Annotated in this window: 19 protein-coding genes and 1 pseudogene; 6 read left to right on the top strand and 14 right to left on the bottom strand. The window is 75.0% G+C overall.

The window, feature by feature from the left end; translation table 11 throughout:
- The first annotated feature begins 167 nt into the window (after positions 1 to 167).
- The 5 genes and pseudogenes from IEV86_RS17775 (at position 168) to IEV86_RS00330 (ending at position 3,873) form a co-directional block, all read left to right on the top strand.
- Positions 168 to 1,205, top strand: coding sequence for a metal ABC transporter substrate-binding protein (locus IEV86_RS17775; protein WP_052425961.1), 1,038 nt, complete (start codon positions 168 to 170; stop codon positions 1,203 to 1,205).
- Complete coding sequence (locus IEV86_RS17770; protein WP_043603896.1) at positions 1,202 to 1,978, top strand: metal ABC transporter ATP-binding protein; 777 nt, start codon at positions 1,202 to 1,204, stop codon at positions 1,976 to 1,978. The genes IEV86_RS17775 and IEV86_RS17770 overlap by 4 nt, the downstream gene beginning before the upstream one ends.
- Positions 1,979 to 2,001: 23 nt before the next feature.
- Positions 2,002 to 2,898 carry a metal ABC transporter permease gene (locus IEV86_RS00340; RefSeq protein ID WP_081978552.1) on the top strand — a complete coding sequence of 299 codons (897 nt, stop codon included), beginning with the start codon at positions 2,002 to 2,004 and terminating at the stop codon, positions 2,896 to 2,898.
- Positions 2,898 to 3,281 (top strand): annotated as a pseudogene (locus IEV86_RS00335) (Fur family transcriptional regulator); the annotation flags it as partial. The gene IEV86_RS00340 and the pseudogene IEV86_RS00335, both read left to right, overlap by 1 nt.
- Positions 3,282 to 3,387: 106 nt before the next feature.
- On the top strand, positions 3,388 to 3,873 hold the full coding sequence (locus IEV86_RS00330; RefSeq protein WP_043603935.1) for a DedA family protein: 486 nt from the start codon (positions 3,388 to 3,390) through the stop codon (positions 3,871 to 3,873).
- On the opposite strand, the gene IEV86_RS00325 is transcribed toward IEV86_RS00330, so the two are convergent.
- The 3 genes from IEV86_RS00325 to recO are packed head-to-tail and all read right to left on the bottom strand — an operon-like array spanning position 3,857 to position 5,816.
- Positions 3,857 to 4,213 (bottom strand): VOC family protein, encoded by a 357-nt coding sequence (locus IEV86_RS00325; protein ID WP_043603901.1) that lies wholly within the window; start codon positions 4,211 to 4,213, stop codon positions 3,857 to 3,859. The genes IEV86_RS00330 and IEV86_RS00325 overlap by 17 nt on opposite strands.
- A gap of 14 nt (positions 4,214 to 4,227) precedes the next feature.
- On the bottom strand, positions 4,228 to 5,085 hold the full coding sequence (locus tag IEV86_RS00320; RefSeq protein ID WP_052425963.1) for an isoprenyl transferase: 858 nt from the start codon (positions 5,083 to 5,085) through the stop codon (positions 4,228 to 4,230).
- Positions 5,085 to 5,816, bottom strand: coding sequence for a DNA repair protein RecO (gene recO / locus IEV86_RS00315; protein WP_043603940.1), 732 nt, complete (start codon positions 5,814 to 5,816; stop codon positions 5,085 to 5,087). Before recO ends, IEV86_RS00320 begins: the two co-directional genes overlap by 1 nt.
- Positions 5,817 to 6,054: 238 nt before the next feature.
- Here recO and rsgA point away from each other — a divergent pair, with 238 nt between their 5' ends.
- On the top strand, positions 6,055 to 7,308 hold the full coding sequence (gene rsgA / locus IEV86_RS00310; protein WP_052425964.1) for a ribosome small subunit-dependent GTPase A: 1,254 nt from the start codon (positions 6,055 to 6,057) through the stop codon (positions 7,306 to 7,308).
- 79 nt (positions 7,309 to 7,387) lie between these two features.
- On the opposite strand, the gene leuA is transcribed toward rsgA, so the two are convergent.
- From leuA to hrcA, 11 genes are all read right to left on the bottom strand, one after another.
- On the bottom strand, positions 7,388 to 9,172 hold the full coding sequence (gene leuA, locus IEV86_RS00305; RefSeq protein ID WP_043603904.1) for a 2-isopropylmalate synthase: 1,785 nt from the start codon (positions 9,170 to 9,172) through the stop codon (positions 7,388 to 7,390).
- 192 nt (positions 9,173 to 9,364) lie between these two features.
- Complete coding sequence (locus tag IEV86_RS00300; RefSeq protein WP_188484511.1) at positions 9,365 to 10,777, bottom strand: variant leucine-rich repeat-containing protein; 1,413 nt, start codon at positions 10,775 to 10,777, stop codon at positions 9,365 to 9,367.
- A 133-nt stretch (positions 10,778 to 10,910) separates the two neighbouring features.
- Positions 10,911 to 12,413: an alpha/beta hydrolase family protein gene (locus tag IEV86_RS00295; protein ID WP_043603682.1), complete on the bottom strand. Its 1,503-nt coding sequence runs from the start codon at positions 12,411 to 12,413 to the stop codon at positions 10,911 to 10,913.
- A 60-nt stretch (positions 12,414 to 12,473) separates the two neighbouring features.
- Complete coding sequence (gene era, locus IEV86_RS00290; RefSeq protein WP_052425934.1) at positions 12,474 to 13,445, bottom strand: GTPase Era; 972 nt, start codon at positions 13,443 to 13,445, stop codon at positions 12,474 to 12,476.
- Positions 13,442 to 14,719 (bottom strand): hemolysin family protein, encoded by a 1,278-nt coding sequence (locus tag IEV86_RS00285; protein WP_052425935.1) that lies wholly within the window; start codon positions 14,717 to 14,719, stop codon positions 13,442 to 13,444. Before IEV86_RS00285 ends, era begins: the two co-directional genes overlap by 4 nt.
- Positions 14,716 to 15,168, bottom strand: coding sequence for an rRNA maturation RNase YbeY (gene ybeY / locus IEV86_RS00280; protein ID WP_043603684.1), 453 nt, complete (start codon positions 15,166 to 15,168; stop codon positions 14,716 to 14,718). The genes IEV86_RS00285 and ybeY overlap by 4 nt, the downstream gene beginning before the upstream one ends.
- On the bottom strand, positions 15,165 to 16,283 hold the full coding sequence (locus tag IEV86_RS00275; RefSeq protein WP_052425936.1) for a PhoH family protein: 1,119 nt from the start codon (positions 16,281 to 16,283) through the stop codon (positions 15,165 to 15,167). The genes ybeY and IEV86_RS00275 overlap by 4 nt, the downstream gene beginning before the upstream one ends.
- Positions 16,284 to 16,436: 153 nt before the next feature.
- Positions 16,437 to 16,802 (bottom strand): HIT domain-containing protein, encoded by a 366-nt coding sequence (locus IEV86_RS00270; protein ID WP_043603687.1) that lies wholly within the window; start codon positions 16,800 to 16,802, stop codon positions 16,437 to 16,439.
- Positions 16,803 to 16,859: 57 nt separating this feature from the next.
- Positions 16,860 to 17,624 carry a 16S rRNA (uracil(1498)-N(3))-methyltransferase gene (locus tag IEV86_RS00265; RefSeq protein ID WP_043603690.1) on the bottom strand — a complete coding sequence of 255 codons (765 nt, stop codon included), beginning with the start codon at positions 17,622 to 17,624 and terminating at the stop codon, positions 16,860 to 16,862.
- The gene (dnaJ, locus tag IEV86_RS00260) at positions 17,621 to 18,757 is read right to left on the bottom strand and encodes a molecular chaperone DnaJ (RefSeq protein WP_043603693.1); all 1,137 of its coding nucleotides are present in this window, start codon (positions 18,755 to 18,757) and stop codon (positions 17,621 to 17,623) included. Before dnaJ ends, IEV86_RS00265 begins: the two co-directional genes overlap by 4 nt.
- 106 nt (positions 18,758 to 18,863) lie before the next feature.
- The gene (gene hrcA, locus IEV86_RS00255) at positions 18,864 to 19,880 is read right to left on the bottom strand and encodes a heat-inducible transcriptional repressor HrcA (RefSeq protein ID WP_043603695.1); all 1,017 of its coding nucleotides are present in this window, start codon (positions 19,878 to 19,880) and stop codon (positions 18,864 to 18,866) included.
- Positions 19,881 to 19,953 lie beyond the last annotated feature (73 nt).

Raw genomic sequence — 19,953 nt, 5'->3', positions numbered from 1 at the left:
GGACGGGACCGACGGCGGTGCGGCGCTGCCGCGGAAGGCGCGGGGCGCCGACCGGCCGTCAGCGGCCCAGGCTACCGGCGCGGGCCGTCGCCGCGGGTCGGGCGGGCCCCCCGTGGCCTCCGGCCCCAGTTTGACAATGGTTCTCATCCGTCCTGAGAATGAGTCTCATGCGTCTTCGTCCCTCCCCCCGCCGTGCCCTGGCCGCCCCTCGTCCGCAGCACGCCCGCTCGAGCAGGGCCACGGCCCTCCTCGCGGCCGGTGCGGTCGCCTCCCTCGCCGCGTGCGGCGGGACGGCCGCCTCGGACCAGCCGGACGGCGACGGTGCCGGTGCCGGTGCCGGCGAGGACGGTCTGCTCGTGCTGGCCGCGTTCTACCCCCTGCAGTACGTGACCGACCGCGTCGGGGGCGACCTCGTGACGGTCGAGTCGATCACGCCCCCGGGTGTCGAGGCGCACGACGTCGAGCTCTCCCCCAGCCAGCTGCGCACGCTCGGTCAGGCCGACCTGGTCGTGCACCTCGCCGACTTCCAGCCCGCGGTCGACGACGCCGTCGAGAGCCGCGGCCCCGAGCGCGTGCTCGACGTCACCGAGGCGGCGGACCTGCGCGAGGCCGACGAGCACACGGACGAGGACGAGCACGCCGACGAGGAGGCCGACGAGCACGCGGACGAGGAGACCGACGAGCACAGCGCGCTCGACCCGCACTTCTGGCTCGACCCGATGCGCCTCGCGGCCGTCGGCGACGCGATCGCCGAGGCGCTCGGCGAGGCCAGCCCGGCGGACGCCGAGGCCTTCCAGGAGAACGCCGACGTCCTTCGCGCCGACCTCGAGGCGCTCGACGCCGACCTGACGCAGGGCCTCGCGTCGTGCGAGCGGGACGTCGTCGTCACCGGGCACACCGCGTTCGGCTACCTGGCCGACCGCTACGGGTTCACCGAGGTCGGCATCGCCGGGATCGACCCCGACACCGAGCCCTCCCCCGCACGCATGCGCGAGATCGGCGAGGTGGTCCGGGAGCACGGCGTCACCGCCGTCTACACCGAGAGCGTGGCGGCACCCGCCGTGGCCGGTGCCCTCGCGGACGACCTCGGGCTCGAGGTCCTGGTCCTCGACCCCGTGGAGACCCAGGTGGACGAGGCGACCGACTACCGTGGAGTCATGGAGCTCAACCTCGAGGCCCTGCGGACGGGTCTGGGCTGCTCGTGACCGAGGTCGTCCGTGCGCAGGGGCTGCGCGTCGACCTCGGCGGCGCGACGATCCTGCACGGCGTCGAACTCGCCGTGGACGACGGCGAGGTCGTCGGCCTCCTCGGCGCCAACGGGTCGGGCAAGTCCACGTTCGTCCGCGCCCTCGTCGGCGCCGTCCCGTCCCAGGCCGGCTCCGTGCGGCTCTTCGGCACGCCGCTCGGTCGCGACGTCCCGTGGCACCGCATCGGCTACGTGCCGCAGCGCGTCTCCGCGGCAGCGGGCGTGCCGGCCACGGCGGCGGAGGTCGTGACGTCGGGCCTCCTGCACGGCCGACGCCTGGTCCCGCCGCGCGGCGCACGCCGCCGTTCGGTCGAGGCGCTCGCCGTCGTGGGCCTCGCGGACGTCGCCGACCGCGCGGTGCGCGAGCTCTCGGGCGGCCAGCAGCAGCGCGTCCTCATCGCACGAGCACTCGTCCGCCGGCCCGACCTGCTGCTCCTCGACGAGCCGGTCGCCGGCGTCGACCTGCCGAGCCAGGAGGCCTTCGCGCGTGCGCTCGCGGGTCTGGTCGCCGCCGGCACGACGGTCGTCGTCGTGCTGCACGAGCTCGGGGCGCTCCAGCCGCTCGTCCGGCGCTGCGTCGTCCTGCGTCACGGCCGGGTCATCCACGACGGTGCGCCGCCCCGGCCGAGCCCCGGTCACGACGACCCGCACCACGAGCACGTGCACCCGCACGACGCGGCCCTGGCCGACGAGGCGGGCGGCCTGGTCCCCGCGGTGAGGTGGCAGGAGTGAGCGTCGTCGACGAGGTCGTCGGGATGCTGGGCGACCCCTTCATGCAGCGTGCGCTCGTCGTCGCCGCGCTCGTCGGCCTCGCGGCGCCCGTGATCGGTACGTACCTCGTGCAGCGACGGCTCTCGCTGCTCGGCGACGGGATCGGGCACGTCGCCCTCACGGGTGTGGCGCTCGGGTGGCTCGTGGGCAACGCGATGGAGCTCACGCCGCACGACGCGCTGGCCGTCCCGGGCGCCGTCGTCGCGGCCGTCGTCGGCGCGGTGACGATCGAGCTCGTGCGCCAGCACGGGCGCACGAGCGGCGACGTCGCGCTCGCGCTGCTGTTCTACGGCGGCATCGCCGGTGGCGTGCTGATCATCTCCCAGGCGGGCGGGACCAACGCCAACCTCGTCGGCTACCTCTTCGGGTCGATCTCGACCGTCTCCACCGGGGACGTGTGGCTCACCGTGGTGCTCGCGGGTCTCGTGCTCGGCGTCGGCCTCGGCCTGCGGTCGGCGCTGTTCGCCATCTCGCAGGACGAGGAGTTCGCCCGGGCGTCGGGCCTGCCGGTGCGCGCCCTCAACCTCCTCGTCGCGGTCGTCGCCGCGCTCACCGTGACGGTCGCGATGCGCGTCGTGGGCGTGCTCCTCGTGAGCGCGCTCATGATCGTGCCCGTCGCGGTCGCACAGCTGGTCGCGTCGTCGTTCCGCCGCACGATGGGCGTCGCGATGGCGACGGGCGTCGTCGCGACCGTCGCGGGGCTGAGCACCACGTACTGGTACGACGCGTCGCCCGGCGCCACGATCGTCGTCCTCGCCCTGGCCATGTACGCGCTCGCCGCCGCGGCCCGTCCGTTCGTCCGGCGGCGGCCATCGGGCCCGCACGACCCCCACCCGCAGCTCGACGACGACGTCCAGGTCGCCACCCCCGGGAGCCGATGATGCAGCGCATGACCCGCCAGCGGACCGCCGTCGCCGAGGCGCTCGGCACGGTGGAGGACTTCCGCAGCGCGCAGCAGCTGCACGAGCTGCTGCGGGACCAGGGGCACGGCATCGGCCTGGCGACGGTCTACCGGACGCTCCAGTCGCTCGCCGAGGCGGGCGACGTCGACGTGCTGCGGACCGCGGAGGGCGAGAGCGTCTACCGGCGGTGCGAGCGGCGCGAGCACCACCACCACCTCGTGTGCCGCCGCTGCGGAGCGACGGTCGAGATCGAGGGGCCCGACGTCGAGACCTGGGCGGACCGGGTCGGTCGCCGCCACGGGTTCGTCGACATCGACCACACCGTCGAGCTGTTCGGCACGTGCGCCCGGTGCGCGACGGCGGACGCGGTCGACGACGAGCGCGGGACGGACGTCGTGGAGGAGCGCGCCGGGGAGGGCCCGGTCGCGCGTCCGGCGGGTGGCACGGTCGGCTCGGACCGGCGCTGACGTGCCCGACTGGCTCGCCGGCTGGCCGTTCGTCTGGATCTACCTGTTCTTCGTCCTCGGCGCGGCCCTGCGCTCGCAGGCGCTGTACTGGCTCGGCCGCGGCGTCGCGACGGGTGCCCTGCGGACCCGGTGGCGCGAGCGTCTCGACACGGCGGGGACGCGTCGCGCCGTCGCCGCGATCGAGCGCTGGGGCATGCCGGTCGTGCCGCTGTCCTTCCTGACCGTCGGGTTCCAGTCGGCGGTCCACGGCGCGGCAGGGCTGCTCCGGCTGCACTGGGTCCGCTACACGCTGTGGTCCGTGCCGGGGTGGCTCGTCTGGGCGCTCGTGTGGGCCGGCGGCGGGACCGCGGCGGCATGGGGCGCCGTGGCGCTCGCCGCGCGCTCGCCGTGGGCGCTCGCGGCGGTCGTGGTCGTCCTCGGGACCGTCGTCGCGACCGTCGTGCTGCGCCGTCGTCGGCGCGTCGACGCGCTCAGTGGCGCGCGCTGACGCAGAACTGGTTCCCCTCGGGGTCCGCGAGCACGACCCACGTGAACCCGGGGGTCTCGTGCCGCGCGACGACCTGGGCGCCTTCGAGGCGCAGGCGCTCGACCTCGTCGTCGCGGTCGTGCGCCTCGAGGTCGAGGTGAACGCGGTTCTTGCCCGGCGTCGGGCGTTCGACGCGCTGGAAGCCGAGCCGCATCCCGGACGCGTCGACCATGACGAACTCACCGTCGTGGTCGGCGACGACCGTCCCGCCGGTCTGCCGCGCCCACCAGTCGGCGAGAGCGCGCGCGTCGAGCGCGTCGAACGTCACCATGCCGACCCGCAGGTCCCCCGTCGATCCCATGCGTGCCTCTCCCCTCACGACCCCGTGGGCCGGTCGTCGTCCGTCGTCGTCACGTCGGTGCGGGCCCGGAGCGCGTCCACGGCCCCGCCGTACCTGCGGTCCCGGCGCGCGTAGGTCTCGACCGCGCGCCACAGGTGGCGCCGGTCGACGTCGGGCCACAGCTCGTCGAGGAAGACGAGCTCGGCGTACGCGGCCTGCCAGATCATGAAGTTGGACGTGCGCTGCTCGCCCGAGGTGCGCAGGAACAGGTCGACGTCGGGCAGGTCGGGCTCGTCGAGGTACCGCGCGACCGTGCGCTCGTCGACGCGCTCGGGGTCGAGCCGACCCGCCGCGACCTCGCGCGCGATCGCCCGCGCGGCGTCCGCGACCTCCGCGCGCCCCCCGTAGTTCACGCACATCGTGAGCGTGCACACGTCGTTGCCGCGCGTGAGCTCCTCGGCCGTCTCGAGCTCCGCGATCACCGAGCGCCACAGGCGGGGCCGTCGACCGGCCCACCGCACGCGGACGCCCCACGAGTGCATGGTGTCCCGGCGGCGGCGGAGCACGTCGCGGTTGAAGCCCATGAGGAAGCGCACCTCCTCGGGCGACCGCTTCCAGTTCTCGGTCGAGAACGCGTACGCCGACACGTGGCGCACCCCGATCTCGATCGCCCCGGCGACGACGTCCAGGAGGGCCGCCTCGCCCGCCTCGTGGCCCGCGGTGCGCGGCAGGCCCCGTGCGTTGGCCCACCGGCCGTTGCCGTCCATGACGATCGCGACGTGCTGCGGGACGAGCTCGCGCGGGACGAGGGGTGGCCGGGCGCCCGACGCGTGCGGCGGTGGGGGCACGACGTGCCCGCGGTCGGGCAGCACGTCCCGGGACCGACGCGCCATCAGATCCGCTCCACGAGCCGCAGCGAGCGCAGCTGGCGCTCGATGTGGAACTGGAGGAACGCCGCGACCAGGCCGCTCGCCTCCGAGCGGTGCCGCTCGGCGCTCGTGTCCGCCGCGGGCCAGTCGCCCGTGAGCAGCGCGGCGAGCAGCGCGAACGTCTCCGGAGCGGGCGCCGCCGCGCCGGGCGGACGGCACGCCGCGCACACGGCGCCTCCGGAGGCGACCGCGAACGCGCTGTGGGGGCCCGGGGCACCGCACCGGGCGCACTCGGTGAACGACGGCGCCCAGCCCGCCACCGCGAGCGCGCGCAGGAGGTACGAGTCGAGCACGAGACCCGGTGCGTGGGCCCGCTCCGCGAGCGCGCGGACGGCGCCGACGAGGAGGAGGTACTGCTGGACCGACGGCTCCTTCTCCGCCTCGACGAGCCGGTCGGCCGTCTCGAGCATCGCCGTCCCGGCGGTGTAGAGCGCGTAGTCGGCGCACACGGCGCGGCCGTACGGGGCCAGCGTCTCCGCCTGGGTCACGATGTCGAGGCTCCGTCCCGTGTGCAGCTGCGCGTCCACGACCATGAAGGGCTCCAGACGCGACCCGAACCGCGACGACGTCCGGCGCACGCCCTTCCCGACCGCGCGCACCTTGCCGTGGTGCCGCGTCAGCAGGGTCACGATCCGGTCCGCCTCACCCAGCTTCTGGGCACGCAGCACGATGCCCTCGTCGCGGTAGAGGCTCACCGGCCCATTCTCCCCCTTGGCGACCGCCCGGCCCACGCGCCGCACCGGCGGGTGCATGTCGGGTCCGGAATTCCCGTGGCGCCACGGCGTCGGCGGTCCCTAGCGTGGGGCCTGTGCCCAGGACCCGGTCGGGTCCTCGCGAGCGGGAGGAGGTGCGTGGCCATGACCCGTTGCGCCGTGCCCGTCCACCTCCAGGGTCGGCCCCTCGGCCGCGCCCACGCTCCCGAAGGACACACCGATGACCTCCACGCACCACCCCGTCCGGTCGATCCCTGACGACCGGGAGGGCCCCGGACCCGGACCTGGACCCGGACTCGAGGGTCCCCACCGTCGCCCGGCTCGTGCCGCCGGGCGCGTCGCGCCGCACGACGACGACGCGCTGCCCGCACTCGCGCGGCTCGGGTGGGACGCCGACCGGCCCGGCACCCTCACCACGCCCCCCGAGCCGCTCGCGCCCGACGTCGTCGTCGGACGCGTGTGCCGCGCGCACCTGCGAGCGGCCGACGTGCTGGTCCCCGACGACGACGGGACCTCCCTGCGCGTCCTGACCGCCCAGTGGCACCCCCGCCTCGTGCGCGAGACGGCGTCCGACCCCCGGGCCGTGCCGGCGGCCGGGGACTGGGTCGTCCTGCGCCGGACCGACCGCGAGCGCACCGCCTTCCAGATCGACGCCGTCCTGCCGCGGCGCACCGAGGTCGTCCGCGCGGAGGCGGGCGGGACGTCGCACGGCCAGGTGCTCGCCGCCAACGTCGACGTCGCGGCGGTGGTCGAGGGCCTGGTCCCCGACCTCGACCTCGGGCGGCTCGAGCGGCTCCTCGCCCTCGCGTGGTCCTCCGGCGCGCGACCGCTCGTCGTGCTGACCAAGGCGGACCTCGTGACCGGGACCCGGAGTGCCGTCGCCGAGGTGGCGGCCGTGGCACCGGGCGTCGAGGTCGTCACGGTCGCGACGACGCTCGGGCGCGGCCTCGAGCCCCTGCGGGAGATCCTGGCGGCGGGTGCGACGATCGCGCTCCTGGGTGCGTCGGGCGTCGGCAAGTCGACGCTCCTCAACGCGCTCGTCGCGCCGACGACGGCAGCCGGTGGCGGCCCGATGGCCACGCGGTCCCTCGGCGTCGAGGGCAAGGGCCGGCACACCACGGTGACGCGCGAGCTGCACCTCGCCCCCGACGGAGGTGCGGTCCTCGACACGCCCGGGCTGCGGACCGTCGGGCTCACCGCGGGCACGAGCCTCGACGAGGTGTTCACGGACGTCACGGACCTCGCCGGCGGGTGCCGGTTCCGGGACTGCACGCACCGCACCGAGCCCGGGTGCGCCGTCCTCGCAGCGGTCGCGGACGGACGGCTCACGGCCCGGCGGCTCGAGAGCCACCGCAAGCTCGAGCGCGAGGCGATGTGGGTGGCCGCGCGGACCGACCAGCGGCTCCGCGCGGAGCTCACGGACCGCTGGAAGCAGGTGGCGCGGTCGCAGCGGCGCAGCCCGAAGCGTCGGTGAACCTCAGCGGGCGGCCGCGGCGGTGCCCACGGCCGCGGCGGTGGTGCGGGCCCCGGGGCGACCCCCGGGGCCCGCCCGCTCAGCCGCGGTGCGCGCGGTTGACCGCCGAGATGATGGCCTTGAACGACGCCGTCGTGATCGACGGGTCGATGCCGACGCCCCACAGCACGGTGTCGCCGACGAGGCACTCGACGTAGGCCGCCGCGGTCGCGTCGCCACCCGTCGACAGCGCGTGCTCGGCGTAGTCGAGCACCTCGACCTGCTGCCCGAGCGACGCGAGGGCGCGGACGAAGGCGTCGACCGGACCGTTGCCCGAACCCTCGGCCGTGACGGCCGCCCCGGAGTCGACGAGGTCGACCGACAGGGTGTCGGGCCCGCCCTCGCCGCTGGTCGCCCGGCTGCCGCGCAGGGCGAACCGGCCCCACGGCGCGAGGCCCGAGCCGGGTTCGACGGGCAGGTACTCGTCCTGGAAGATCCGCCAGAGGTCGTCCGCCGTGACCTCCGAGCCGTGCTGGTCGGTGTAGGCCTGGACGACGCGCGAGAACTCGATCTGCAGGCGTCGCGGCAGGTCGAGGTGACGCTCGTTCTTGAGCAGGTAGGCGACGCCGCCCTTGCCGGACTGCGAGTTCACGCGGATGACTGCCTCGTAGGACCGGCCGAGGTCACGCGGGTCGATCGGCAGGTACGGGACCGCCCACACGAGGTCGTCGACCGCGACGCCCTGCGCGGTCGCCCGCGCGTCCATCGCCTCGAAGCCCTTCTTGATGGCGTCCTGGTGCGACCCGGAGAAGGCGGTGAAGACCAGGTCGCCGGCGTACGGGTGCCGCTCGGGCACCGGCATCTGGTTGCAGTACTCGACCGTGCGACGCACCCGGTCGATGTCGCTGAAGTCGATCTGCGGGTCGACGCCCTGGCTCGCGAGGTTCATGCCGAGCGTCACCAGGCACACGTTGCCCGTCCGCTCGCCGTTGCCGAACAGGCAGCCCTCGATCCGGTCGGCACCCGCGAGGTAGCCGAGCTCGGCCGCCGCGACCGCCGTGCCGCGGTCGTTGTGCGGGTGCAGCGACAGGACGACGTTCTCGCGGTGCGCCAGACGCCGGCTCATCCACTCGATCGAGTCGGCGTACACGTTCGGCGTGGCCATCTCGACCGTCGCCGGCAGGTTGATGATCACCTTGCGCTCGGGCGTCGGCTCCAGGACGTCGAGGACGGCGTTGCAGATGCGGAGCGCGAACTCGAGCTCGGTGCCCGTGTACGACTCGGGCGAGTACTCGTAGAACACCTCCGTGCCCGGGATCGTCTCCTCGTACTTGCGGCACAGGCGCGCTCCCTCGAGCGCGATGTCGACGATGCCGTCCTCGTCCGAGCGGAACACGACCTCGCGCTGCAGGATCGACGTCGAGTTGTACAGGTGGACGATCGCCTGCCTCGCACCGGCGATCGCCTCGTAGGTGCGCTCGATGAGGTGCTCGCGGGACTGCGTCAGGACCTGGATGACGACGTCGTCGGGGATCCGGTCCTCCTCGATGAGCATCCGGACGAAGTCGAAGTCCGTCTGCGACGCCGAGGGGAAGCCGACCTCGATCTCCTTGTAGCCCATCTCGACGAGCAGCTCGAACATCCGCAGCTTGCGCTCGGCGTTCATGGGCTCGATGAGCGCCTGGTTGCCGTCCCGCAGGTCGACCGCGCACCAGCGCGGGGCCTTCTCGATGCGACGCCCGGGCCACGTGCGGTCGGGGAGGTCGACCGTGATCTGGTCGTGGAACGGCCGGTACTTGTGGACCGGCATCGGCGACGGCCGCTGGGCCGTCCGCTCCGCGTACGACGCGGAGCCGGTGGTGCTGACAGGGTTCTGGGTGCTCATGACTCGTCCTTCGCAGGTGGGCTGACGTCGACCGGGCACACCAGCCACCGCGGCGAGGGACCGGTCGTCGTCAGGCCCCGCCGCGGCATCGAAGGAGGAGCCCCCGTCGGAACGCACGCACCCGGTCACTGTACCGCGAGGTCCCGCGTGCGCCCGCCGCCGTCCGGCGGGGACGGCCAGGCCGCGGGTGCGTCAGTCCGTGCAGCTGTTCCCGCGCTCCTCGCGCCCGCCGCACGTCGCGCCGAAGGTCTCGTACTCCGAGCCGATCGGGGCCTCGAAGTACAGGTCCTGGCACGCCGACCCGTCACCCGCGGCGCACGCGTCCCACAGCGCGTCGAGCTCGGCGTCGTCGCCGTAGGTCTGGGTGCCCGCGACCGAGCACCCGCCCTCGGTCTCCGCGGTGGTCCCACCGCACGTGCTGCCGAAGTCCTCGTACTGCGACCCGATCGGCGAGTCCCAGTACAGGTCGTCGCACGCCTCGCCGTCGCCTCCCTCGCACGCGTCCCACAGCGCGTCCAGCGCGGCGTCGTCGCCGTACGCCTCGCCCTCCTCGACACCGCCCGAGACGTCACCGCCGGCCATCTCCTCGACGCAGCCGCCCCAGGTCTCCTCGGTGCGGTTGCCGCACGTGGACCCGAAGCGCTCGTCGTCCGACCCGAACGGGGACTCGACGAAGAGGTCGTCGCACGCCTGCCAGTCGCCGTCCGTGCACGCGGCGCGGTAGGCGTCGAGCGTCTCGTCCGGGACGTCGTCGACGGACCCGATGAGACGCCCGACCAGCACCGCGACCACCACGGCGCCGACCACCAGCAGGCCGCCGACCACCCCGAGCACGATCCACAGGCCCCGCCGGGACCGGCGCGGGGCCGGCCCGCCGTAGGGGGGGACCCCGTAGGGCCCCGGGGCGCCGTAGGGCCCACCGGGGGGCGGCCCGAAGCCGCCGGGCGTCCCGGGCGCGCCGTGGCCGCCGGCCGCGCCGAACCCGCCCGGCGCCGGACCGGCTCCCGACGGCCCGAACGGGGGCAGGACGTGACCCGAGGCGGGAGGCCCGTCGTACGCGGGGGCGTCGCCGTGCGGGGCGGTCACGCCGTAGGGCGGCACGGCGCCGGACGGCTGCGGCGCACCGTAGGGCGGCACGGCACCGTAGGGCTGCGACGCGCCCGAAGGTGCTCCCGGGGCGCCGGCACCGGGGACCCCCGAGGGCGCCGGCCCGCCGGAGGGGGCGCCGGACGGGGGCGCGGCGGCCCCCAGCGCGACGGACCGGTCGTCACCGCCGGCCAGGTCACGGATCCGGTCGCCGACCGCGTCCTCGGGGTGGACGGCGGAACCGACCGCACCCGCGGCACCGCCGGCACCGCCCGAGCCGTCGGTACCGCCCGAGGCGGCGGCACCACCGGCGGCGCGCTCGCGCCGCTCCCGCAGCGCGCGGTCGACCGGGGGCTCGCCGAGCGAGCCGAGCCACTCGAGCAGCCCGTCGTACGCCGACGGGTTGGCCGCGACGAGCGGCCGCAGGTCCTCACGCAGCGCGGCGATGTCCGCGAGCGTCTGGGCGGGCGTCGCCGGGTCCGACGCCTGCTCGCGCGTGAAGTCCTCGGGCCGGCTCATCGTGCTCCCTCCCACCCTCACGGGTGACCACCAGCGGCGCCTGACCGCGGCTCGGACACGCGTCCGGCGGCACGCCGCCCGCACCCTATCGCCGCGCGCGCACGTCGCAGCGCCGCCCTCCGGGTGAACGTCCTCAGCCGAGCGTCGGGAACACGCCGAAGTACGCGCCGAGGAGCAGCAGCATCGTCGACCCGCCGACCGCGCCCGCGAGCGCCCACTCCCCCGCCGCCGTCCGCGCCGCCGGAACCGCACCACGGCGGCGACCGTCCAGGACGCGGAACACGAGCACGACCCCCGCGACGACGGTCGCGACGCCGGCCATGCGCACGCCGAGCCACCCGCCCTGGACGACCCACGCGTTGGTCCGGTAGTTCTGCGCCATGTTCGCGACCACGAGCAGGTAGGCCGCGAGCGCGACCAGCGTCGTCACGGCACCCGCCGAGACCATCACCAGCGGTGCGCGGACGCCGTCGGCCAGCATCCGCTCGCGCGTCCCGCGCAGCCGGCGCACGGCCCACAGGACCGGGCCGAGGACGACCGCGAGCAGGGCGCCGACGACGCCCGCGACCAGCAGGTCGCCCTCGGCGTACCAGCGCGGCCGGTCGACGGGCTCGGCGACGTACCGCTGGTACGGCTCGTCACCCGCGATCCTCGGTGCGGCGCCGGCCGTGGCGGGCAGGCCCTGGATCCAGGTCGCCAGGTCGCGCGCGAACGCGGGCACGAGACGGCGGTCGACCTTGATGCCGTGGTCGGCGCCCGCGTAGTAGCGCACCGTCCAGTCGTCGTTGCGCGCGACCTGGAGGTCGTCGATCACCTGCAGCGCGCCCTGCACGGTCGGCATCGCCGCGTCCCCCGTGCCGTAGACCAGGAGCACCGGCTGGCGCATGCGCTGCTGGAACGGCTGGACGTCGAACTCGGCGTACGCGAAGCCCCCGCCCGGGAAGTCCATGCCGACCATCCGCGGGATCGCGCGCAGGAGGTCCTCGGGGACGCCCGTCGCGCGCAGGTACGAGTCGACCGCGAAGGCGGCCTGCTGACGCGGCGGGACGACCGGTGCGGCGACCAGGACGACGAACGCGACGGCGTCGTTGTCCGCCGCCATGACGGGGACGACCCACGCGCCCTCGCTCTCGCCGTAGACGCCCACGCGAGCCGGGTCGACGCCGGGCAGGTCGCGCAGCAGCTCGACGCTGCGCAGGTAGTCGTTCGCCATCGTCACGTAGCTGCGGTCCCGCGTGCTGTAGGTGTCGAGCCGCTTGTTCGGCACCATCGTGACGACGCCCGCGCTCGCGAGGGCCTCGGCCTGCGCGACGAACGCGCGGTCGTACCGACCGGTCCCGGCCCCGTGGACGAACACGACGCCGGGCCGCTCGCCCGGCGCGTCGAGGGGCTCCATGATGCGCGCCTCGACCTCGGCGCCCGCGAGCGGGACGGTGACGACCGACTCGACGACCTCGTACGTCCCGACGGCGTCGGCGTCCGCAGCGGCCGACGGCGGACCGACCGCCGTGTCGGACGTCTCGACCTCGATCGTGCGGGTCATGGGCGTGGGGTCCCAGCCCGGCCCCGAGACGCTCCCGACGAGCCCCAGCAGCAGGACCACGAGTGCGCTGCTCAGGGCGATCCGGTAGCGCACGCCGGGAGTCTATCGACCGGGCCCGCGTCGACCGGCCGGAGCCGGCACCGCAGCGGGCGGTCAGAACCCGAGCCGGCGCAGCTGCTTCGGGTCGCGCTGCCAGTCCTTCGCGACCTTGACGTGGAGGTCGAGGTACACCTTCGCGCCCAGGAGCGCCTCGATCCCGCGGCGGGCCGTCGTGCCGACGTCACGCAGCCGCGAGCCGCCCTTGCCGATGACGATCGCCTTCTGGCTGTCGCGCTCGACGAACAGGTGGACCCGCACGTCCAGCATCGGCGGGCGCCCGTCCGATCCGTCCCGGCCCTCGCGCGGGACGATCTCGTCGACCACGACGGCGAGCGAGTGCGGCAGCTCGTCCCGCACGCCCTCGAGCGCCGCCTCGCGCACGAGCTCGGCGACCATGACGGCCTCCGGCTCGTCCGTCAGCTCGCCGTCGGGGTAGAGCGCGGGTCCGGGCGGGAGGTGGCGCACCAGGACGTCCACGAGGGTCCCGACCTGGTAACCCTCGACGGCGCTGACCGGGACCACGTCGGCCCACTCCCCGAGGCCCGCGACCTCGAGGAGGTGCTCCGCGAGCCGGCCCTTCGGCACGAGGTCCGCCTTGGTCGCCACGGCGACGACCGGGGTCGCCGCACGGCCGCGCGCGAGGTCGGTGAGCTGCTGCGCGATGTACCGGTCGCCCGGGCCGACGCGCTGGTCCGCGGGCAGGCAGAAGACGGCGACGTCGACCTCCGTCAGCGTGTCCCGCACCAGGTCGTTGAGCCGCTCGCCGAGCAGCGTGCGCGGGCGGTGCAGGCCGGGCGTGTCGACGAGCACGAGCTGGGCGTCGGGGCGGTGGACGACACCCCGCACGACGTGACGGGTCGTCTGGGGCCGGCCCGAGGTGATCGCGACCTTCTGGCCGACGATCGCGTTTGTCAGCGTCGACTTGCCCGCGTTGGGACGTCCCACGATGCACGCGAAGCCCGACCGGAACGGCTCGCCCGTCCCGGGGCGTGCGCCGCCCGCGTCCGTGCCGTCGGGGTCGCTCATCGGTGGGCTCCTTCGTCGTGGTGCTGGTGGGGGTCGCCCGCGCGGGCGACGACGAGCGTCGCGACCTGCCGTCGGCGGCCCTGGACGCGGTCGGCCGTCAGGCGCAGACCCGCGACCTCCGCGCTCGACCCGGCGAGCGGCACCTTGCCGAGCGCCTTCGCGAGGAGTCCGCCCGCGGTGTCCACGTCGTCGTCCTCGAGCTCGATGTCGAACAGCTCCCCGAGCTCGTCCACGGGGAGCCGGGACGGCACGCGGTACGTCCCGTCACCGAGGTCCTCGACCTCGGGACCGGAGCGGTCGTGCTCGTCGGTCAGCTCGCCGACGATCTCCTCGAGCACGTCCTCGATCGTCACGAGGCCCGCGACCCCGCCGTACTCGTCGACGACCATCGCGATGTGCGACGACATGCTCTGCATCTCGCGCAGGAGGTCGTCGACCGGCTTGGACTCGGGGACGTAGACGGCGGGGCGCGCGAGCGGGCCGACGGGCTCGTCGTCGACGTCCCCCGCGTGACGGTGGCTCAGCAGGTCCTTGAGGTAGAGCACGCCGACCAGGTCGTCGACCGACTCCCCGACGACGGGCACGCGCGAGTACCCCGAGCGCACGAACAGCGAGAGCGCCTTGCGCACCGTCGTGTCCGCCGGGACGGTGATCATCTCGGTGCGCGGGACCATGACCGCGCGGACGCGCGTGTCGCCGAGCTCGAGGACGGACCGGACGAGCTCGCGGTCCTCCGCCTCGATGCGCTCGTACTCGTCGACGCGCTCGACGACCTGGCGCAGCTCGTCCTCGGACCGGTCGGGGACGGGCGCCGCCGCGTGCGCGAACCCCCGGACCGGCGCGACGAGCGTGCGCGCGAGGACCATGAGCCCCGCGGTGCGCCCGGCCGCCGCGAGAGCGTGCGACCGGGCGAGCGACCGGGGCACGTAGCGGACGACGAGGACGGCGAGCACCGCGACGACGACGGCCGCGACGCCGAACGTCTGCCACCACGTCAGGCCGGCGGCGACGAGCGCGAGGGTCACGGCGACCGCGCCGACCGCCTCGAGCACCACGCGGACCCACGCCGCCGCCGCGGCCGTCCCGTGCGGGTCGTGCTGGATGGCGCCGGCGTGCCGGGCGCGCCGGCCCCGCGCGCCGTCGACCAGCGCGAGCTCGGCGAGGCCCGAGCGACCGAGGCGCAGGACCGCGGCCTCGCCCGCGCTGAGCGCGACGGCCAGGACGAGCGCGAGCGCGGCGACCGCCACCAGCGCCCCCGTGGGGGTGTCGGTCATCGTCCGGCGAGGAAGGTGAGGAGGAGCTGTCGCTGCAGGGCGAACATCTCCTTCTCCTCGTCCGGCTCGGCGTGGTCGTACCCGAGGAGGTGGAGGATCCCGTGCGTCGTCAGCAGCAGGAGCTCCTCGGTCGTCGAGTGGCCCGCTTCGCGCGCCTGCTTCGCGGCGACCTCGGGGCACAGCACGACGTCGCCGAGCAGGCCCGGCGGCGAGGGCTCGCCCTCGGCACCCGGGCGCAGCTCGTCCATGGGGAACGACAGCACGTCGGTGGGTCCGGGCTCGTCCATGTACTGCACGTGCAGGTCCGACATGACGTCGGTGTCGACCAGCAGGATCGAGAGCTCGGCCTGGGGGTGGACGTGCATCGCGTCCAGGACGTGCCGCGCGAGCGCGGCGAACTCGGCCTCGTCGACGCGGTGACCCGACTCGTTGTTGACCTCGACGCTCATGCCACGTCCTCCGGTGCACGGCCCTCGGCGCGACGGCGCTGGCCGTGTCCGGCCCGTCCGGCCCCCTCGCCACGCTCCGACCGGTCCTGCCGGTCCCCGCGCGCCGCGCCGTCCCCGACCCGAACACGGTCGTCCCACAGCGCGTACGCGTCGATGATCTCCCCGACCAGGCGGTGGCGGACGACGTCCTCCGACCCCAGGCGGCAGAAGGCGACGTCGTCGACGCCACCGAGGATGTCCTGCACGACGCGCAGGCCGGACGCCGTCCCGCCGGGCAGGTCCACCTGCGTGACGTCGCCCGTGACGACGATCCGCGAGCCGAACCCGAGGCGCGTGAGGAACATCTTCATCTGCTCGGTCGAGGTGTTCTGCGCCTCGTCGAGGATGATGAACGCGTCGTTGAGCGTGCGCCCGCGCATGTAGGCGAGCGGGGCGACCTCGACCGTGCCGGCCTCCATGAGGCGCGGGATCGAGTCCGGGTCGACCATGTCGTGCAGCGCGTCGTAGAGGGGGCGCAGGTACGGGTCGATCTTCTCGCTCAGGGTGCCCGGCAGGAACCCGAGACGCTCCCCCGCCTCGACCGCGGGCCGGGTCAGCACGATCCGGTTGACCTGCTTGCCCTGGAGCGCCTGCACCGCCTTGGCCATCGCGAGGTAGGTCTTTCCCGTGCCCGCGGGGCCGATGCCGAACGTGACGGTGTGCCGGTCGATCGCGTCGACGTACGCCTTCTGCCCGACCGTCTTGGGCCGGATGGTGCGTCCGCGGCTCGACAGGATGTTCTGGGTGAGCACCTCGGCCGGCCGGCTCACCGTCGCCGCGGTGAGCATCGACACCGACCGGCTGACGACGTCCGCGTCGAGCGTCGTGCCCGTCGAGGCCACCTCGAGCAGCTCGTCGAGGAGCCGCGAGACGAGCGCGACGTCGGCCGGCGGGCCGAGCAGCGTGATCTGGTCGCCGCGCGCGTGGATGCGGACCGCCGGGAAGCCCTGCTCGACGGCCCGGAGGACCTCGTCACCGGGACCGAGGAGCGCGACGACCGGCAGGTGCGCTGGGACGACGATGCGGTGCTCGACGTCGGAGGCGGCGCGAGGGCGCCGCGAGGGTGTCTCGCTCATGGGAACGGCCGGGCGGCCTGAGATCTCCTCGTCGTCGTGCTTCGTGGTGCTGTCGTCGCGCCTGCCGCCGTGCGTCAGGTCGCCCCATCGTACCGAGAGGCCCCCGGCCCCACGCGTCGGGGCCACGCACGCGCCCGCCGGCGGGGCCGTCCCTCAGGCGGGCGACCAGCCGAGGCGCGTCCCCCCGATCACGTGCCCGTGCACGTGGAAGACCGACTGCCCCGCCTCGCTCCCCGTGTTGAAGACGAGGCGGAACGCGCCGTCGCACTCGTCCTCCGCCACCTCGTGCGCCAGGCGGACCACCGACGCCAGCAGCGCCGGGTCGGCCGCGGCGAGCTGGCCGACGTCGGCGTGGTGGTCGCGCGGGACCACGAGGACGTGGACGGGCGCCTTGGGATCGATGTCGCGGAACGCGACCGCGTCGTCGGTGCTCGCGACGAGCGTCGCGGGGACGTCGCCCGCGACGAGACGGCAGAAGAGGCAGTCCGGGGCGGTCAGCGGTGAACGCTCGGGGGTCATGCGGTCAGGTTAGCGAAGCACCGTCGGGCCTCCCCGGCACGCCGCCGGAAGCCGCCCTCACCAGCGCCGCAGCCGCTCCGCGAGGAGGGCGAGCGCGACCGGCCCGGCGGTCGACGTGCGCAGCACGTGCGGGCCGAGGAGAGCCGTGACGGCCCCCGCCGCCGTGAGCGCCGCGACCTCCTCGTCCGAGACGCCGCCCTCGGGTCCGACGACGACGAGCACCTCGCCGTCCGAGCCCGCGGCGGGGACCCGGACGTCGCGCAGCGGCGTCCCGGCCTCCTCGTGGAGCAGCACGACGGCGCCACCCGCAGCCACGACCGCCTCGACGCGCGCGACGAGGCCGCGCAGGTCGAGCGCCTCCGCGACGGCGGGCACGTGGGCGCGCCGCGACTGCTTCGCCGCCTGGCGCACGGTCGCGCACCACTTCGCGCGGCTCCGCGCGGCGCGCTCGCCGCGCCAGACGACGACCGCACGCTGCGCCTGCCACGGGACCACCTCGTCGACGCCCACCTCGGTCGCCGCCTCGATCGCCATCTCGTCCCGGTCGCCCTTGGCGAGCGCCTGCACCAGCACGAGCCGGGGCGCGCCGGGGCGCTCCTCGACCCGCTCGAGCACGTCCAGGTGCAGCCGACCGGGCTCGACGTCGGCCACCTCGCACCGCAGGCGCACGCCGGCACCGTCGACGACGTCGACGCGCTCCCCGGGCCGCCGCCGCTGCACGACGCCCGCGTGCCGGGCCTCCTGCCCCTCGAGCACGTATCGGCTCCCCGGCGACGACGCGTCGAGCATCCCCGGGTCGGCGAGGAAGACCGGTGCCGTCACCGGCCGGCGAGCTTCTCGCGCAGCTTGGCGAACATCCCGCCGTCGGCCCGGGCCAGGCGCGACGCGGGTCGCTCCTCGCCGCGCAGCTCGGCGAGGCGCCGCAGGAGCTCCGTCTGCTCGTCGTCGAGGTTCGTCGGCACCTGGACGTCGACGTGCACGTGCAGGTCGCCGCGCCCGCCGGTGTGCAGGCGCCCGACGCCGAGCCCCTTCTGCACGACGACCTGACCCGGCTGCGTCCCGGGGCGGACGTCGAGCTCGAGCGGCCCGTCCAGCGTCTGCAGCTCGACGACGGTCCCGAGCGCCGCGGCCGTCATGGGGACCGGCAGCGTGCAGTGCAGGTCGTCGCCGCGCCGGACGAAGACCTCGTGCGGTCGCTCGCGGACCTCGAGGTAGACGTCGCCCGCCGGCCCGCCGCCGGGCCCGACCTCGCCCTGGCCCGTGAGCTTGATGCGCGTCCCGGTGTCCACGCCCGCCGGGACGTCGACGCTCAGGGTGCGGCGGCTGCGGACACGGCCCTCGCCCGAGCACTCGGGGCACGGCTCCGGGATCACGGTCCCGTACCCGTGGCACGCGGCGCACGGGCTCGACGTCATGACCTGGCCGAGGAAGGACCGCGCGACACGCTGGACCACGCCGCGCCCGCCGCACACGTCGCACGTGCGCGGCGACGTCCCGGGGCGGCAGCAGCTGCCCTGGCACGTCGGGCAGACCACGGCCGTGTCGACCTGGACCTCGCGGTGCGCCCCGAAGACCGCGTCGGCCAGGTCGAGGTCGAGCCGCACGAGCGCGTCCTGCCCCCGACGCGCACGCGGCACGGGCCCACGCTGACCCGCGCCCGGGCCCGCGCCGAAGAACGTCTCGAAGATGTCCTGGAAGCCGAAGCCAGCGCCGCCGAAGCCCGCCGCGCCGCCGCCGGGGGCCGCGGGGTCGACCCCGCGGTCGTACATCTGGCGCTTCTCGGGGTTGGACAGCACCTCGTAGGCGCGCGAGACGTCCTTGAACCTCTCCTCGGCGCCGTCCCCGGTCGCCACGTCGGGGTGGAGCTCGCGTGCGAGCCGCCGGTAGGCCTTCTTGATCTGGTCCGGCGTCGCGTCCGGGCTCACACCGAGGATCTCGTAGTAGTTGCTGCTCACCAGGTCGCTCTCTGCTGGGGACCGGCGCGGTGCACCGGTCGGGGCGCGGGGTTCGGGCTGCTGGTCGGGGCGGGGCGTCTGGCCGGTCGGTGCCGTCCGGGCACGGTCAGCCGGCCAGGATCCGGGTCAGGTACCGGGCGACCGCGCGGACCGACGCGATCGTCGCCGCGTAGTCCATGCGCGTCGGGCCGAGCGAGCCGATCCGTGCGACGGCCTCGCCGTCGCCGCCGTAGCCCGTCGCGACGATCGACGCCTCGACGAGGCCCGCGTGGTGGTTCTCGCTGCCGATGCGGACCGCGACCCCGGCCGAGTCCTCGGCCATCTCGGTCAGCAGGCGCAGGAGCACGACCTGCTCCTCGAGCGCCTCGAGCACCGGCCGGATCGTGCCCGTGAAGTCCGTGCCGCTGCGTGCGAGGTTGGCGGTCCCGGCCATGACGATCCGCTCCTCGGTCGCCTCCGCGAGGGTGTCCTCGACGACACGGATCACGCGGTGCACGAGCGGCCGGTCGGCCTCGGGGAACGCCGCGACCATGCGGTCGAGCGGCTCGGTGAGCTCCGCGAGGCGTCGGCCGGCGACGGCGGCGTTGAGGCGCGCGCGCAGCTCCGGCACGACGTCGGTGACCGGCGCCTCGAGCTCGAGCATGCGCTGCTCGACGCGGCCCGTGTCCGTGATGATGACGACGAGCAGCCGCGTGTCGCCCAGCGGCACCAGCTCGAGGTGGCGCAGGGCGGAGCGGCGCAGCGACGGGTACTGCACGACGGCGACCTGCTGGGTCAGCTGCGCGAGCAGGCGAACCGAGCGGTCGACGACGTCGTCGAGGTCGACGGCGTCCTGGAGGAACGCCTCGATGGCACGCCGCTCGGGCGAGGAGAGCGGCTTGACGGTCGAGAGCCGGTCGACGAAGAGGCGGTAGCCCTTGTCCGTCGGGACGCGGCCCGCCGAGGTGTGCGGCTGCGCGATGAAGCCGGCGTCCTCGAGGTACGCCATGTCGTTGCGCACGGTCGCGGGCGAGACGCCCAGCTGGTGGCGCTCGACGAGCGTGCGGGAGCCGACGGGCTCGCGCGTCTGCACGTAGTCCTCGACGATCGCGCGCAGCACCTCGAGCCGTCGTTCGTCGCTCACCGCACCTCCCGTCGCGTCGAGTGCCCCGGGCCGTCGTGGCACTCGACGGCCCTGAGTGCCAATCGTACGACGA

Origin of the sequence: Cellulomonas carbonis (assembly GCF_014636275.1) — a bacterium.
Classification (GTDB): Bacteria; Actinomycetota; Actinomycetes; order Actinomycetales; family Cellulomonadaceae; genus Actinotalea; species Actinotalea carbonis.
The sequence above is the reverse complement of the archived record's forward strand: the minus strand, read 5'-3'. Positions and strand labels throughout refer to the sequence as shown.